The sequence below is a fragment of the Flavobacterium sp. AED genome, assembly GCF_000812945.1.
Lineage (GTDB): Bacteria > Bacteroidota > Bacteroidia > Flavobacteriales > Flavobacteriaceae > Flavobacterium.
This window is the reverse complement of sequence record NZ_JSYM01000003.1, coordinates 395009-411328: the sequence shown is the minus strand read 5'-3', so window position 1 is coordinate 411328 and position 16320 is coordinate 395009. Positions and strand designations below refer to the sequence as shown.

General features: G+C 34.1%; 18 protein-coding genes. 11 read left to right on the top strand and 7 right to left on the bottom strand.

Annotated features, from left to right (window positions below; genetic code table 11):
* The first annotated feature begins 6 nt into the window (after positions 1-6).
* The 9 genes from OA85_RS13415 (at position 7) to OA85_RS13375 (ending at position 6861) form a co-directional block, all read left to right on the top strand.
* Complete coding sequence (locus OA85_RS13415; protein ID WP_039110266.1) at positions 7-1146, top strand: acyl-CoA dehydrogenase family protein; 1140 nt, start codon at positions 7-9, stop codon at positions 1144-1146.
* Between the two features lie 101 nt (positions 1147-1247).
* Positions 1248-1925: a Crp/Fnr family transcriptional regulator gene (locus OA85_RS13410; RefSeq protein WP_039110265.1), complete on the top strand. Its 678-nt coding sequence runs from the start codon at positions 1248-1250 to the stop codon at positions 1923-1925.
* Between the two features lie 107 nt (positions 1926-2032).
* A complete protein-coding gene (locus OA85_RS13405) occupies positions 2033-2542 on the top strand; it encodes a YHS domain-containing (seleno)protein (protein ID WP_052257257.1) in 510 nt (169 codons plus the stop codon).
* Positions 2543-2552: 10 nt separating this feature from the next.
* Positions 2553-2942 carry a DoxX family protein gene (locus OA85_RS13400; RefSeq protein WP_039110264.1) on the top strand — a complete coding sequence of 130 codons (390 nt, stop codon included), beginning with the start codon at positions 2553-2555 and terminating at the stop codon, positions 2940-2942.
* A gap of 1 nt (position 2943) precedes the next feature.
* Complete coding sequence (locus tag OA85_RS13395; RefSeq protein WP_039110263.1) at positions 2944-3432, top strand: hypothetical protein; 489 nt, start codon at positions 2944-2946, stop codon at positions 3430-3432.
* Positions 3420-4130, top strand: coding sequence for an NRDE family protein (locus OA85_RS13390; protein WP_039110262.1), 711 nt, complete (start codon positions 3420-3422; stop codon positions 4128-4130). The genes OA85_RS13395 and OA85_RS13390 overlap by 13 nt, the downstream gene beginning before the upstream one ends.
* An 11-nt stretch (positions 4131-4141) precedes the next feature.
* Positions 4142-5176, top strand: a complete 1035-nt coding sequence (locus OA85_RS13385; RefSeq protein ID WP_039110261.1) for a D-alanine--D-alanine ligase — start codon at positions 4142-4144, stop codon at positions 5174-5176.
* Between the two features lie 4 nt (positions 5177-5180).
* Entirely contained in the window at positions 5181-5822 is a 642-nt protein-coding gene (locus tag OA85_RS13380; RefSeq protein WP_039110260.1) for a LysE family transporter, read from the top strand.
* A 61-nt stretch (positions 5823-5883) separates the two neighbouring features.
* Complete coding sequence (locus OA85_RS13375; protein WP_039110259.1) at positions 5884-6861, top strand: M20/M25/M40 family metallo-hydrolase; 978 nt, start codon at positions 5884-5886, stop codon at positions 6859-6861.
* Positions 6862-6867: 6 nt separating this feature from the next.
* On the opposite strand, the gene OA85_RS13370 is transcribed toward OA85_RS13375, so the two are convergent.
* Positions 6868-7437: a hypothetical protein gene (locus OA85_RS13370; protein ID WP_052257256.1), complete on the bottom strand. Its 570-nt coding sequence runs from the start codon at positions 7435-7437 to the stop codon at positions 6868-6870.
* A 131-nt stretch (positions 7438-7568) separates the two neighbouring features.
* Between OA85_RS13370 and OA85_RS13365 the strand changes: the two genes are divergently transcribed.
* Both OA85_RS13365 and OA85_RS13360 read left to right on the top strand, forming a co-directional pair.
* A complete protein-coding gene (locus tag OA85_RS13365) occupies positions 7569-8246 on the top strand; it encodes an SDR family oxidoreductase (RefSeq protein ID WP_039110258.1) in 678 nt (225 codons plus the stop codon).
* 35 nt (positions 8247-8281) lie between these two features.
* Positions 8282-8884 (top strand): SprT-like domain-containing protein, encoded by a 603-nt coding sequence (locus OA85_RS13360; protein WP_039110257.1) that lies wholly within the window; start codon positions 8282-8284, stop codon positions 8882-8884.
* A 15-nt stretch (positions 8885-8899) separates the two neighbouring features.
* On the opposite strand, the gene OA85_RS13355 is transcribed toward OA85_RS13360, so the two are convergent.
* The 6 genes from OA85_RS13355 to gcvP form a co-directional block, all read right to left on the bottom strand.
* Positions 8900-9661: an ABC transporter ATP-binding protein gene (locus OA85_RS13355; RefSeq protein ID WP_039110256.1), complete on the bottom strand. Its 762-nt coding sequence runs from the start codon at positions 9659-9661 to the stop codon at positions 8900-8902.
* Complete coding sequence (locus tag OA85_RS13350) at positions 9661-10407, bottom strand: ABC transporter permease (RefSeq protein WP_039110255.1); 747 nt, start codon at positions 10405-10407, stop codon at positions 9661-9663. The genes OA85_RS13355 and OA85_RS13350 overlap by 1 nt, the downstream gene beginning before the upstream one ends.
* A 78-nt stretch (positions 10408-10485) precedes the next feature.
* A complete protein-coding gene (locus OA85_RS13345) occupies positions 10486-11334 on the bottom strand; it encodes a glycosyltransferase family 2 protein (RefSeq protein WP_039110254.1) in 849 nt (282 codons plus the stop codon).
* Positions 11334-11858, bottom strand: coding sequence for a methyltransferase (locus OA85_RS13340; protein WP_039110253.1), 525 nt, complete (start codon positions 11856-11858; stop codon positions 11334-11336). Before OA85_RS13340 ends, OA85_RS13345 begins: the two co-directional genes overlap by 1 nt.
* 234 nt (positions 11859-12092) lie before the next feature.
* The gene (locus tag OA85_RS13335; RefSeq protein WP_039110252.1) at positions 12093-13151 is read right to left on the bottom strand and encodes a 3-oxoacyl-ACP synthase III family protein; all 1059 of its coding nucleotides are present in this window, start codon (positions 13149-13151) and stop codon (positions 12093-12095) included.
* Positions 13152-13442: 291 nt separating this feature from the next.
* Complete coding sequence (gene gcvP, locus OA85_RS13330; RefSeq protein ID WP_039110251.1) at positions 13443-16292, bottom strand: aminomethyl-transferring glycine dehydrogenase; 2850 nt, start codon at positions 16290-16292, stop codon at positions 13443-13445.
* Positions 16293-16320: the final 28 nt, after the last annotated feature.

Sequence of the window (16320 nt, the reverse complement as noted above, 5' to 3'; positions counted from 1 at the left end):
ATAGTTATGGATTTTAATCTAACCGAGGAGCAGTTAATGATTCAGCAAGCAGCTAAAGATTTTGCTCAAAACGAATTATTGCCAGGTGTTATTGAAAGAGATGAATTCTCTAAATTTCCAACGGAACAGGTGAAAAAAATGGCGGAGCTTGGTTTTTTAGGAATGATGGTGGATCCTAAATATGGCGGTTCCGGATTGGATAGCGTTTCTTATGTTTTGGCGATTACTGAAATTGCTAAAGTAGATGCATCTTCGGCAGTGGTAATGTCTGTAAATAACTCTTTGGTTTGTGCAGGTTTAGAAAAGTATTGCAATGAAGAACAAAAAATGAAATACTTAGTTCCTCTTGCCAAAGGAGATGTAATTGGCGCTTTTTGTTTGTCTGAGCCTGAAGCAGGTTCTGATGCGACTTCGCAAAAAACAACGGCAATCGATAAGGGAGATTATTATTTATTGAATGGAACCAAGAACTGGATTACTAATGGATCTTCGGCATCTACCTATATTGTAATTGCTCAAACTGATGTTGAAAAAGGACATAAAGGAATTAATGCATTTATAGTTGAAAAAGGTTGGGCAGGTTTTGATATTGGTCCAAAAGAGAAAAAAATGGGAATTCGTGGTTCAGATACCCATTCGTTAATGTTTAATGATGTTAAAGTACCAAAGGAAAACCGAATTGGAGCAGACGGATTTGGATTTAATTTTGCGATGAGTGTACTAAACGGCGGAAGAATAGGAATTGCTTCTCAAGCATTGGGAATTGCCACTGGTGCTTATGAGTTGGCTTTGAAATATTCTCAAGAACGTAAAGCTTTTGGGAAAGAAATTTTCAAACACCAAGCGATTGCTTTTAAATTAGCGGATATGGCAACTCAAATTATGGCTGCCAGAATGTTGTGTTTTAAAGCGGCATCTGAAAAAGACTTGGGAATGGATATTTCTCAATCTGGAGCAATGGCTAAGTTATTTGCTTCACAAACCGCTATGGATACGACTATTGAAGCAGTTCAAATTCACGGTGGGAATGGCTATGTTGCCGAGTATCATGTAGAACGTATGATGCGTGATGCCAAAATCACTCAAATATATGAGGGGACTTCTGAAATTCAGCGTATTGTGATTTCAAGAACATTAGTTTCGTAGATAAAATTGTATTAAATTTTTAAACCCTTTCAAGTTATGATTTGAAAGGGTTTTGTTTTTTAAGTCATTTTTTTAATACATTTACTGAAACAATTACTTTCATGTACGAAGATTTAAAATATTGGTATTTGCGCGATCACAAATTGTTTCGAACATTGAGTTTTGGACAAATCAAACAATTGTGCATTATTACCGGTTTTAAAAAAGCGAAAAAAGGCGAAATTATTTATTTTTCTTCTTCGGATGTGCCAAGGATTTTTCTGCTGAAAAAAGGGAATATCAAAATTGTAGCAGTTGATGAAGAAGGAAATGAAACGATAAAAGATATTATTCAAAAAGGGGATTTATTCGGGGAACTGACTTTAGAAGCCGATGATGAAGCAAATGAATATGCAAAAGTACTTTCTGATGATGTGGCTATTTGTAGCTTTCTAATGTCAGATTTCGAGGATTTATTGTTGCGAAATCCTAGTTTGGCACTTTCTTATACCAAATTTGTAGGTTTAAAAATGAAACGCATCAAGAATAGTTATTCTAATTTGATTTCTAAAGATGCAAAAACCAGATTGTTTCAGTTTCTAAAAGATTGGGCTGAAAAAGAAGGTAAAAGAGTAGATAATAAAGTCGTGATTGAAAATTATCTCACACAAAATGACATTGCACAGATTATTTGTACTTCAAGACAGACTGCGACTCAATTGCTAAATGAAATGGAAACTAACGGAACACTGATTTATAACCGAAAAGAAATCATTATCTCGGACATTTCAAAACTGTAGTTTCAATTATTTCGTATCTATTGTAAAGTAGCTGACAAATGGCTTTTTTGATTCTAAATATCTTTGTTTAAGAAATAAACGAAGTATCATTTTTAAATTAAAATACAATGAAGTCAAAAAATCACAAAGGCCAAAAAAATAGTTTTAAACTTGTAAGCAAAAAACAGATTCTATATCTATTTGTTGTCTTTATTTCATTATCAACATTTGCGCAAACCGAAAATAGTCGATTAACTCATTTCAATTTAGAACGTAAAGTTGCCATACAAGGCTACGATCCAGTAGCTTATTTTAAACAAGGGAAAGCCGTAAAGGGAAAAAAAGAACTGACAGCAACATACGAAGGGGTGACATATAATTTTTCAATGCCTGTAAATAAAGAGTATTTCTTAAAAAATCCTTTGAAATATGAACCACAATTTGGAGGTTGGTGCGCTTATGCGATGGGGGACTCAGGAGAAAAAGTCGAGATTAACCCAGATACTTTTAAAATTATTGACGAAAAATTATATTTATTTTATAATGCTTATTTCAATAATACATTGAAAAGTTGGAATAAAGACCAAGCTAATTTAAAGTCAAAAGCAGAGAGTAATTGGAAAAAAATAATCAAATAAAACAGTAATCATGAAAACAACTATTTTATCTTGGATTTTACGGATTGCAGTTGCAGTAATTTTATCACAAACGTTATATTTTAAATTTACTGGAGCTGAAGAAAGTATTTATATTTTTAGTACTTTGGGAGTGGAACCTTATGGAAGAATTGGTACTGGAATTTTAGAATTGATTACTGTAATTCTAATTTTAATGCCTAGAACTACATTGCAGGGTGCATTACTGGGTTCCGGAATAATGGTTGGTGCTATTCTTTCGCACCTGTTTGTTCTTGGAATTGAAGTCGAGGGAGATGGTGGAACACTATTTGCGTTGGCTAACATAACCTTATTTAGTTGTCTTACTTTGATCTTTTTAAATAGAGATAAACTGTCAAATTTGTTAAAATTAAAACGATAATATGCTGATACCTTCTATTACTAATAGTCTAAACGAATTGATTGATTTACTCAATCAATTATCGAAAAAGGATTACTCAAACCCATGTGCTGAATTGAGTAATGCCAGTATAGGTGAACACACGAGGCATATTATCGAAATGTTTCAATGCCTCGAGAATCAATACGATTTAGGGATTGTGAATTACGATAAAAGAGAACGTAATGTATTAATCCAAACTGATATGAATTATGCGATTCATCATATTTTAGAAATTAAAAATAATCTTGAAAAAGAGAATAAAAATATCGATTTACAACAAGTGATTGACGGTGAAGAAATCCGAATTCAAAGTAATTATTATAGAGAATTGCTTTATAATTTAGAACATTGTATTCATCATCAGGCACTGATAAAAGTGGCTATTTTAAAATGTGAAAATATTACGGTCGATGAGAATTTTGGAGTTGCCCGTTCTACAATTGAATACAGGAATCAATGTGCACAGTAAGTTTTGTTCATGTCCATGATAGGATAATCATTACCTCAAATCGAGATGAAAAAGTAATTAGACCGTCTGCAATACCACCCAGAGATTATACCTTAAAAGGCAAGAATGTCATTTTTCCAAAAGACCCAAAAGCTGGTGGAACTTGGTTTGTTGTCGATGCAAATGGAACTGTTTTAGTTTTATTAAATGGTGCTGACGAAAAACACAAAGTAGTACTTCCTTACAGGAAAAGTCGTGGTCTAATTGTGCTAGATGTTATTAGCAGTTTATCGCCGAAGGATTTTTGGAACGAAATTGATTTGGAAAACATAGAACCTTTTACATTAGTTTTATTTCAAAATAAGGAGCTGTTTCAATTGCGATGGAATGGAAGTCAAAAAGAAACGACTCCTTTAGATATTCATAAAAATCATATTTGGTCTTCGTCAACATTGTATCCAGCGGCAATTCGGGAGAAACGTACAAATTGGTTTTATACTTTTTTGGATGCAAATCCAGAAATATCTGAAACAGAGATGCTTCATTTTCATCGCTATACCGAAGAGGAAAATCAAGAAAACGGATTGGTTATCAATCGGAATGACGAAATGAAAACCTTAAGTATTACCCAATCTGTAATCGAAAAAAATAAAGTCGCTATATTGCATTGCGATTTGATTGCACAAAAAGAGCATAAGACCTCATTTATCACTATTTAAAATTTTCTCAATTGAAATTACTTTTTCATAAGATTACGCATTGGGAATATTGGCCATTTCAGATTGTTTATATTCCAATTTATTTTCTTTGGGCATTTTATTCGCTTAAAGCAAAATCTATTTTTTTCTTTAACGCGGCAAATCCAACAATAAAAAATGGCGGATTTATGATGGAGTCCAAAAAAGCCATCTACGATTTAATCCCACAGCGGTATTATCCAAAAACCGAACTCATAATCGAAGGAACTTCACTGGAAGAAATTCTAAAAATAATCGAATTTTCTGGAATAAAATATCCATTGATTGCAAAACCTGATATTGGTTTGCGTGGTTCTGGAGTCAAGAAAATAAATACTGTTGCCGATTTAAAAATATACGCTGAAAAGGCAAATTTTGATTATGTAGTGCAAGATTTAATTCCTTTTGAAAATGAAGTTGGCATTTTTTATGTACGTTATCCACACGAGAAAACGGGTAAAATAACAGGAATAGTTTCCAAAGAATTTCTAATAATCACCGGGGATGGAATTGCAACTATTGAACAGTTAATCAAGAAAAACCCGCGTTACGAATTACAGCTTAAAGTATTGCAACAAGAATACGGTAAGAAATTATTGGAGGTTTTGCCAAAAGGAGAAAAACTAAATTTGGTTCCGTACGGAAATCACGCACGAGGCGCAAAATTTATTGATGGAAGCCATTGGATAACCCCAAAATTAAATGAAAGCATCAATGAAATGTGTTTGCAAATTCCGGGTTTCTATTTCGGAAGATTGGATGTGATGTACACTACTTTCGAAGATTTAGAAGAAGGGAAAAATTGTGCTATTGTTGAGTTGAATGGAGCTGCAAGTGAACCTACGCATATTTATGATCCAAAACATTCGTTGCTATTTGCGTGGAAAGAACTTGCTCGGCATATTACGTATATGTATGAAATAAGTGTTGAAAATCATAAAGCCGGAAATCCGTATTTGTCCCACAAGGAAGGGATGAAAGAATATCGTTTGCATGTAGAGCAAAGCAATAGAATAGTAAATTTCTAATAAAATGAAAGTTATAAAAAATATTCTCGTTGGTTTCTTGGTGAGTTTTCTTGGCTCAGTTCCACTGGGATATTTAAATATTATTGGATTCGAAATTTATTCTGAATTAGGAATTAATAGTTTGATTTTTTATTTGTTGGGCGTTATTTCGGTTGAGGTTTTTGTAATTTACTTCACGTTGATTTTTGCAAATCAATTGGTAAACAATAAAAAATTGATGAAAATTATCGATTTTTTTGCAGTCTTCTTTTTGCTGTTTCTGGGATATTCGTTTTATGCTCATTCGAATCAAACCGTAGAAAATCATAACGATTTAGAGAAGTTTATAGAATATTCGCCTTTTCTTATCGGTGTGTTTTTGAATGGTATCAATTTTCTTCAAGTGCCATTCTGGACGGGATGGAATCTCTATTTGATTAATGGAAATTATATTGCTATCGAGAAAAGACTTAAATATTATTACGTTTTTGGGACTTTGGTAGGGACATTTTTTGGAATGCTGGCTTTAGTAATTATTCTAAATTTGTTTTCCCAAAACACGGCTAGTTTTTCAAGATATATAGTACCCGTAATTATTCCGTTATTTTTTGTAGTTTTAGCTCTTATTCAAATGTATACTGTCTACAAAAAATATTATAAGAAATAAGATTTTGATCCTATTAATTAGAATAAGGATATTGCTTCTTTTAACCAAAGAATTATTAACTATGAAAAACAGATTTTTACTGCTACCGTTAGTTCTGTTCGGATGCGTACGAAATTCTCCTATCACAGCTCAAGCTACAAACGATACCCGATTAAAATTAGAGCTGTCTGAATATAGAGTCAAAGAAAGTGATGTTGCGGAAACGTTGAAATACTTGACTTCGGATGAATTGGAAGGCAGAGAAACCGGAACAAAAGGAATGGTGAAAGCCGCAGATTATTTGGAACAGTTTTTCAAAGACAATAATGTTAAGCCTTATTTTTCCAGTTATCGCGATACGTTATCAAATTTCAAAGAACCTGCTTTTAATATCGTCGGTTTTGTTGAAGGAAACGATCCTGTACTAAAAAATGAATTCGTTATTATTAGCGGACATTATGATCATATAGGAATCGATAAAAAAGGGGTAAATGGAGATTTTATAAATAATGGTGCGAATGATGATGCTTCGGGAACAACAGCAGTTGCTGAAATGGCAAAATATTTCAGTAGTGCTAAAAACAATAAAAGGAGTATTCTTTTTGTGTTCTTTGCTGGTGAAGAAAAGGGATTGTTAGGCTCTAAACATTTAGCCAAAAAGCTAAAAGCTCAAAATTTTAATTTATACGCACAATTCAATATTGAGATGATAGGAGTGCCAATGAAAAGAGATTATCTGGCGTATATTACCGGTTTTGACAAATCGAATATGGCAGGTAAAATCAATGAATATACAGGAAAAAACACGATTGGTTTTCTACCAAAAGAAGCCGAATATCAATTGTTTTACAGGTCAGATAATTATTCTTTTTACAATGTTTTCAAGGTCCCTTGCCAGTCTGTTAGTACTTTCGATTTTGAAAATTTCGAATTCTACCATCATGTTTCGGATGAATTTAAAGTTATGGATTTACCTCACATGACTTCATTTATTCAGGAATTATTACCTGCCGTAACACAAATGGCCAATACGGCAACACATGAAATTCATATGAATTAGTGAATATTAAGAGACAGGCTGATTCATATTATAAGCCAAAATAAAATAGTTGTTATTGTTGAATTGAAAATCACCAATAATCGTCCATTTTAGTTTTTCGGTATGCGCTTTTGTCGATGGAATATTAGTTTTATTGATAAAGGTCAATGCTAATGGATACCTTTTGACAATGTGTTTTCTCATGAATTCAAAAAGGGGAGTTATCAATCCTTTTCCTCTGTATTTTTTATCGATACAAATAGGTCCATATTGAAAACTGTTGGTTGTAGTAACATCGAAATCTAAAAATTTAAGATCAGGTAATAGCGTAATCATGTAATTGAATATGGGCCATTGGTTGAAAAAATCCCAGCTTCCAGAAAATATGTAAGCAATGGTTTTACTATTGTCTTTAGCAAGAAATAAGCCTTGTTGCTCTATGACTTCGGTTAATTGGGGAATTGTAAACGGTGTGGTAACAAAACCAAATTCTTTTTCTTCTTCAGATAAATTAGACACAAGATATAATTCCTGTAATGCTAATACTCCATCAATGTCACTCAGTTTTGCTACTTCAAATTGTATGTTTGCTATCATCTTATGCGAATTCAAATCTTATTTTGTTTCGGCAAAATTAAGCAAAATTATAGAAAACCTTATTTTTATCTTCGAAAGAATACCTACCGTCAAAATGATGTTTTTTTAGTGTTTTTGTTTATTTTTGCTACATGAAAAATATTATTATTACAGGAACGAGCAGAGGTATAGGATATGAGTTGGCATTGCAATTTGCCAAGGCTGGACATCAAGTTTTGGCTATTTCGAGAAAAATTCCTCAGGCTTTATTAGGGAATGAAAATATCACTTGTCTTTCGGTTGATTTGTCCAATGAGTCTGAATTGGAAAAAGTGCAAGATTTTCTTTCTAAGTCTTGGAAACAAATTGATGCTGTCGTTCATAATGCAGGAAGTTTATTGTTGAAACCCTTTTCAGAAACGTCTCAGGAAGATTTTGAAAATATCTATAAAGTCAATGTTTTTGGTGTTGCTAATTTGACCCGAATTTGCTTGTCTTATTTACAAAAAGGTAGTCACGTTGTAACGATAAGTTCTATGGGCGGAATTCAAGGAAGTTTAAAGTTTGCCGGACTTGCAGCGTATAGTTCCAGTAAAGGTGCCGTTATTACACTGTCAGAGTTATTAGCAGAGGAATATAAAGAGCGAGGTATTGCTTTTAATGTTTTGGCATTAGGTTCCGTTCAAACAGAAATGTTGGCGGAAGCTTTTCCTGGTTATCAAGCTCCAATTACGGCAAGTGAAATGGCAGATTATATTTTTAATTTTACACTGACCGGAAATAAATATTTCAACGGAAAAGTGTTGCAAGTGTCTTCTACAAATCCGTAACAAAGAGTTATAAAAATTTAAGTAAGTGGTGAATTATGAGTGAGACATTAGCGCGTTACATACCGGAACATGCCGTAAAGCCAGTCTTTGAACTCATTGTGGAAAATCAGGTTCACCTTAAGATTGTTAACGAGCGTCAAACGCGTCATGGTGATTATCGAAAAGGCTTGAATGGTAAGCATGAAATCACGGTAAATTCAAACTTGAATAAATACAAGTTTTTGATTACGTTGATTCATGAAATTTCTCATTTGGTTGCGTTTGAGAAATTTGGGAGACATATTAAGCCTCATGGAAACGAGTGGAAGTATTCCTTTCAACGATTAATGATTCCATACATTCGCCCGGAGATTTTTCCAAATCACTTGTTGCCGTTGTTGGCGAGACATTTCAAAAATCCAACAGCCAGCAGTGATACCGATGCTACTTTGGCATTGGCATTAAAACAATTTGATCAGCAAAATGATAAAAATTATGTTTTCGAAATTCCTTATGGCAGCGTTTTCAGAATCCAAAACGGAAAGATTTTTAAAAAAATAGCCATTAGAACCAAACGTTTTGAATGCTTAGAGATAAGTTCTGGTAAAACGTATTTATTCAATCCTAATGCAGAAGTAGAGTTATTGAAAACCAGTTAATTTTTTTTAAAAAAATTACTCTTTCAAATAAGCCTCTCTTACTTTTTTGAATAAATTCGAAGAATAAACAAAGTCAACTACAGCTTGATTATCAGTCCTGAAAATTTCTTCTTTAGTTCCTTCCCAAGCTTTTACACCATCTTTTAGGAATAAAATTTTCTCCCCAATTTCCATCACTGAGTTCATATCATGAGTGTTTATAACAGTAGTGATATTGTATTCTTCCGTGATTTCTTTAATAAGATTATCTATTAATATAGCTGTATTTGGGTCTAATCCAGAGTTTGGTTCATCACAGAAAAGGTATTTTGGATTGTTTACAATAGCGCGGGCAATAGCGACACGTTTTTGCATCCCTCCTGAAATTTCAGATGGTAATTTTTTATGGGCGTCAGTAAGATTGACTCTTTTTAATACAAAATCTACACGTTGTTGAATTTTTGCTCTATTATCTTTGGTGAACATTTTCAATGGGAAGCCCACATTTTCAGCGACAGTCATAGAATCAAATAAGGCACTACCTTGAAAAACCATTCCTATTTCAGTTCGTAGTTCCCGTTTTTCATCAGCATTAAAATCACAATATACTCTTCCGTCAAATGATATTGTTCCAGATTCTGGTTGATGAATTCCTAAAAGACTTTTTAGCAAAACGGTTTTACCTGATCCACTTTGTCCTATAATTAGATTTGTTTTACCAGTTTCAAAAACAGTCGATACGCCTTTAAGAATTTTAATATCGCCAAATGATTTTTCTACGTTTTTTACTTCTATCATTACGTTAAGAGTAATTGTGTTAAAATATAATTCATCAAAATAATGGTCACTGATGTCCATACAAAGGATACTGTACTGGCTTTTCCTACCTCTAGTGCTCCACCTTTCATATAGTATCCGTGAAAGGATGGGATTGTTGCTAAAAGTAAAGCAAATATGAAAGTCTTTATAAAAGCATAGGCAATATGAAAAGGAATAAATTCTCTTTGAATTCCATCAACAAAATCAACGCTGCTTCCAAAACCGCCATATACACTAGCTATATAACCACCTAGAATACCAAGAAACATAGCAATCCCAATAAGAAACGGATATAATAATAATGCCATTAGTTTAGGAAAAACTAAATAATTTAATGAATTTACTCCCATAACTTCAAGGGCATCGATTTGTTCCGTTACTCTCATGGTACCAATACTTGAGGTAATAAACGAACCCATTTTTCCTGCCATAACCACGGAAATAAAAGTAGGTGCAAACTCTAAAATAATAGATTGTCGAGTCGCAAAACCTATAAGATATTTAGGAATCAAAGGGTTTGTCAAATTTAATGCAGTCTGTATAGCAACAACACCTCCTACGAAGAAAGAAATGAAAGCTACAATTCCAAGAGAGCCAATAATTAAATCATCAATTTCTTTGAAAATTAAATTTTTCATCACAGACCATTTCGTCTGTTTATTGAAAATTTCTTTCAGCATTAGGAAGTATCTTCCTATTTGAGATATATAACGAATGAGCATCATAGTTTTACGATTATAGGCTAAATTAAGGATTAGTTAGCAGTTTATACTTTTCAGTTTGCAATTTTTTGATTAATGAAGCTAAAAAAGCTTTTCTTTCATTTTCTTTAAACGATACTTTCGAATAAATTTTGCTTGTTCTGCTGTTACTAATAAAGGAGTTTTAGCCGCTTTGGCTTTCCAAAAACCTTTGATGTAATCTAAAAAAAGGAAAGGCTTTTTCTTCATCATTGCCAGTTTTGCTGAAGCAATCGAAGTGATTAAAAATCCGTAACCTAAAGTGTAAAATGCTTCGCCTTGTTTGTATCGGGCTGTTTTGTTATAATTAGCACCTGTTGGTTTCAAATGTTTTACGATTAAGGAAGCATCAGTAACTACTTTCCATCCGTGAAATTTAGATAATAATTCATCAACGGTATCCCAACCCATAGCTGGTTTTAAATTCCCTATTTGTTCAAAACATGCTTTTCTGTAGGCTTTAAAGGCACCACGAATATGGTCTTTATCGGTTAGGTTTTCCAGAATCCATTCGCCATTTTTTTCAATGTAGGCAAATCCACCTGCCATTCCTATTGTTGCATCTTTTTCGAAAATATTTAAAACAGTTTCAAAATAGTTGTTAGGTAAAATTAAATCTGCATCCAGTTTTACGATAACGTCATACGCTTCGTCCAATGTTTCGAAACCTTTGTGAAAAGCCTGAATGACTTTACTTCCCGGGAGATGTATGGCACTTGAAGTTTTGTTTACCAAAGTGATAAACGGATTTTCTTTAGCGAAAGCTGTTACAATTTCGGCAGTTTTATCAGTGGAATTGTCATTGACTACGACTACTTTTTTTGGTAAAACGGTTTGAGAAATCAAAGATTCCAATGTTAAAGCAATAAATGCTTCTTCGTTATGAGCCGGAATAACAATGTAATAATTCATTATTTTATTTTTTCAGCGTAAACAATATAATACCTGTTGGTGAATTTTCTCAATAAGGGACGAAGACCAAATTTTTTTACTGGATTGGTCCATTTTTCTCTGTCGATTATTTTCCAACCTGTTTTTTCCAATAGCCAGTCTAATTGCCAATCTTCAAATTCATGGTAATGTCTATCCCACATATCAGTTTTACTTCTATATGCTGGTGAAAACCACAAACGCATTGGGATCGATATAAAAAGCTTATCGGATTTTATTTCGCTTAAAATCGTGTAAGGATTTAGCAAATGTTCAAAGATTTCAAAAGCTGTTACCACATCCTTTTTTTCATTTGAAAGTACAGTTTGGTCGGTATCTAAGTCTTCTCCTGTTGTGTTTTTAACAGTAAATCCTTCCGATTTCATGATTTTAGAAAAAGGGTTTTCTACACCTAAATCTAATATGGTTTCATCCGTTGAGATGTGTTTTTTTAGAAATTCTAAAGTGTGTTTGAATCTTTTATTGGGAAACGTTTTTTCGTACATGTTTTTTTGATTTTGCCGCAAGGGCACGAAGGCACAAATATAGTAATAAATGTGTTTTTGGGCATTGTTTTTTAGCCCGGATGGGAATGAAAATCCCGGAGCTTCAAAATGTAGTTTTTCAAGGTGCAAAAAGCGACTAAAAGAAGCTTTCTTGCACCTTAGAAAAACAAGTTTTGTAGTGAGGAATTGTAATGTACAGCCGGATTAGCTCCTGATTACCAAATTCCTTGATGCTTAATATCTATAAACAAATGCGTTGATATTCATTCCCGCACCAACTGATGCAAAGATAAGAACATCGCCTTTTTGTATGGATTGGTTTTCTATTTCTCCGCGAATTAACAGGTCGTAAAGCGTAGGTACTGTTGCCACACTGCTATTTCCAAGTTCATGGATGCTCATAGGCATGATGTCTTTTGGTACGGGTCTGTCGTGTAATTTGTAAAAACGTTGAATTATCGCTTCGTCCATTTTTTCATTGGCTTGATGGATAAGGATTTTTTTCACGTCATCAATGCCTATTCCGCTTTTGTCTAAGCAACTTTTCATTGCAGCCGGAACTTGGCTTAATGCAAATTCGTATATTTTTCGACCATACATTTTTATGTAACGAATGTCTGGATCTAAATCAGGATTGTATGATTTTCCAAAAAATAAATAATTAGCTTCATCATTCGCATACGTAGCACTTTCATAAGACAACATTCCTGTTTCATCATCAGAAGCTTCAATGACTGAGGCACCAGCGCCATCCGAATATATCATAGAATCCCTGTCATGTGCGTCGACTACCCTTGAAAGCGTTTCGGCTCCAATTACAAGGCATCGTTTTGCCATTCCTGATTTGATGAAAGCATTGGCCTGCATAACCCCTTCTATCCAGCCTGGACATCCAAAAAGGATATCATAAGCAACGCATTTTGGGTTCTTTATTTGTAGTTTATGTTTCACACGTGTGGCCAAACTTGGAATCATATCAGATTGATTTGTTCCGGATTTTACATCACCAAAGTTGTGTGCAAAGATGATATAATCTATTGTTTCCGGATCAATTCCTGCATTTTCTATTGCTTTTTGAGAAGCAAAAAAAGCTAAATCAGATGAGGTGTACTCATCCTCGGCATAACGTCTGTGTTCGATTCCCGTTATCCCTTTAAATTTATTAATGACAACTTCGTTAGGGTAACCAAAGGCGGTTCCATCTTCGTTTAAAAAAACATGTTCGCCAAAGTCTGTATTGCTTACTTTTTTCTCAGGAATATAACTTCCTATTCCAGTTATTTTTATTTTCATCGGGTTATTTTTCCAAAAATTCAGGCTAATTTAATCATAAATAAATTAGTACACTCATAAAATTTACTATGCATGCATATAATTATGAAATAATAATTTATTGGCAAAAATATTGATTATTTTTTTACAAATTACAAAAAACGATGCGATATTTCTTTGCTAATTGTTGCAATTAGTAAAATGGATCTTTTAAGAATTTACATTGTACTATTTTTAAAATTTTGTATAAATTTTCAAGTATAAAAAAAATGCCCCGATTTCTCGAGACATTTTATTGAATTAATTTAAAAATTAGCTTTCCATATACGCCTCAATTGGCGCACAAGAACAAACTAAATTTCTATCGCCATAAGCATCGTCAGCACGACGAACAGTTGGCCAGAATTTATTTTCAGCAATATAATCTAATGGGAAAGCTGCTTGTTCGCGAGTGTAAGGGAAGTCCCAAACATCAGTTGTAAGCATGGCTAACGTATGTGGAGAATTTTTCAAAACATTGTTTTTATCTTCAATAGTAGCAGCTTCAATTTCTTTTCTGATTGAAATCATCGCGTCACAAAAACGGTCTAACTCTTCTAAATTTTCACTTTCTGTTGGTTCAATCATTAAGGTTCCTGCAACTGGGAAAGAAACGGTAGGAGCGTGGAAACCATAATCCATTAGACGTTTTGCGATATCAGTAACTTCAATTCCTTTTTGTTTGAAAGGACGACATTCCAAGATCATTTCGTGAGCCGCACGACCCATTTCTCCAGAATATAACGTATCATAATGACCGTTTAATTTTTCTTTAATGTAGTTTGCGTTTAGAATCGCATATTGAGTGGATTGTTTCAAACCTTCGGCACCCAACATTGAGATGTAACCGTAAGAAATCAAACAGACTAAAGCAGAACCCCAAGGAGCTGCAGAGATAGCTGTGATTGCAGTTGAACCTCCTGTTGGGATTACAGGGTTTGATGGTAAAAATGGAACTAATTGTGGAGCAACACATATTGGTCCAACTCCTGGTCCACCACCACCGTGAGGAATTGCAAACGTTTTGTGTAAGTTTAAGTGACAAACGTCAGCACCAATAGTTGCAGGATTTGTTAATCCTACTTGCGCATTCATATTGGCACCATCCATATAAACTTGTCCACCGTTATCGTGAATCAATTGTGTGATTTCTTTAATAGCACTTTCAAAAACACCGTGAGTTGATGGATAGGTTACCATTAAACAAGAAAGATTGGCTGCATGAAGAACTGCTTTTTCACGTAAATCTTCAACGTCGATATTTCCATTTTCCAATGTTTTAGTAACAATTACTTTCATTCCTGCCATAGCTGCTGAAGCCGGATTTGTTCCGTGAGCTGATGATGGAATTAAAGCAATATTTCTATGATGATCTCCTCTTGACTGATGGTAGGCACGAATAACCATTAATCCTGCATATTCCCCTTGCGCACCTGAGTTAGGTTGTAAAGTTGTTCCTGCAAAACCAGTGATAACATTTAATTGTTGCTCTAGTTTAGCCAACATTTCTTGGTATCCTTGTGCTTGGTCAAGCGGTGCAAATGGGTGAATGTTATTCCATTGTGGCATGCTTAATGGCAACATTTCTGAAGCTGCATTCAGTTTCATGGTACAAGAACCTAGTGAAATCATGGAATGATTTAAAGCCAAATCTTTTCGTTCCAGCATTTTGATGTAACGCATCAAAGCGGTTTCCGAATGGTGTTTGTTGAAAACATCATGTTGTAAGAAAGTAGATGTTCTGTTTATGTTTTCTGGAAAATGATTGGTTTCTGATAAACTTTCAATTGTAGTTGCTTGAGTCTCTTTTGCGGAAGCAAAAACAGCAATAATAGTATTTAAATCAGCTATACTTGTTGTTTCGTTTAAAGAAATTGAAACCGTATTTTCGTCGATGTAATAAAAGTTGATTTCGTTTTGTTCAGCAATAGCCTTCACTTTTTTGGCATCAGCCTTAACAACAATAGTGTCAAAGAAAGCAGTATTGGTTTGTTGTAAACCTAGTTTTTCTAATGCGTTTGCCAATGTAGCTGCCGAAGCATGGACTTTATTAGCGATATATTGCAAGCCTTTTGGTCCGTGATAAACGGCATACATTCCTGCCATAACGGACAATAAAACTTGTGCAGTACAAATATTTGAAGTGGCTTTGTCACGTTTAATGTGTTGCTCACGGGTTTGTAACGCCATACGCAAGGCACGATTGCCATTCGTATCAACAGTTACACCGATGATTCTTCCTGGCATGCTTCTTTTGTATTCGTCTTTAGTAGCGAAATAGGCAGCATGTGGACCACCGTAACCTAATGGAATTCCGAAACGTTGTGTAGTTCCAAGAACAACTGCAGCGCCCATTTCTCCAGGAGGAGTTAATTTTGCCAAACTCAAAATGTCAGCAGCAACAGCTACTTTTATTTCGTTTGTGGCAGCTTTAGCTATGAAATCAGCATAGTCATGAACTTGTCCAAATTTTCCTGGATATTGAAGAATAGCTCCAAAATATTCCGTTGAAAAGTCAAAATCTTCATGGTTTCCAATTACTAATTCAACACCAACTGGTGTAGAACGCGTTTGTAAAACCGATAAAGTTTGCGGTAATATTTCTTCGGAAACGAAGAATTTACAAACATTATTTTTCTTTTGGTCACGAGAGCGAACATCAAAAAGTAATGCCATTGCTTCAGCAGCGGCAGTTCCTTCGTCCAATAAAGAAGCATTGGCAATTTCCATTCCGGTTAATTCGATAACCATAGTTTGAAAATTCAAAATTGCTTCTAAACGACCTTGGGCAATTTCAGCTTGATAAGGTGTGTAAGCAGTGTACCATCCCGGGTTTTCAAAAACGTTTCTTTGGATAACTGCAGGGATAATAGCTGCATTGTAACCCAAACCAATGTAGGATTGGAAAACTTTATTTTTATTCCCTAATTTTTGAATGTGATTTGCAAATTCATATTCGGTCATTGCCGGATCTAAATCTAAATCAGCTTTTAGACGAATATCACTAGGAATTGTCTCGAAAATCAACTGGTCAAGCGTCTCCGCTCCAATCGTTTTCAACATATGTTGTAGGTCGTTTTCTCTTGGACCAATGTGTCTTAAAGCAAAAGCATCTGTTTTCATATAAAAATGTAGGTGTTGTTTTTTTAGT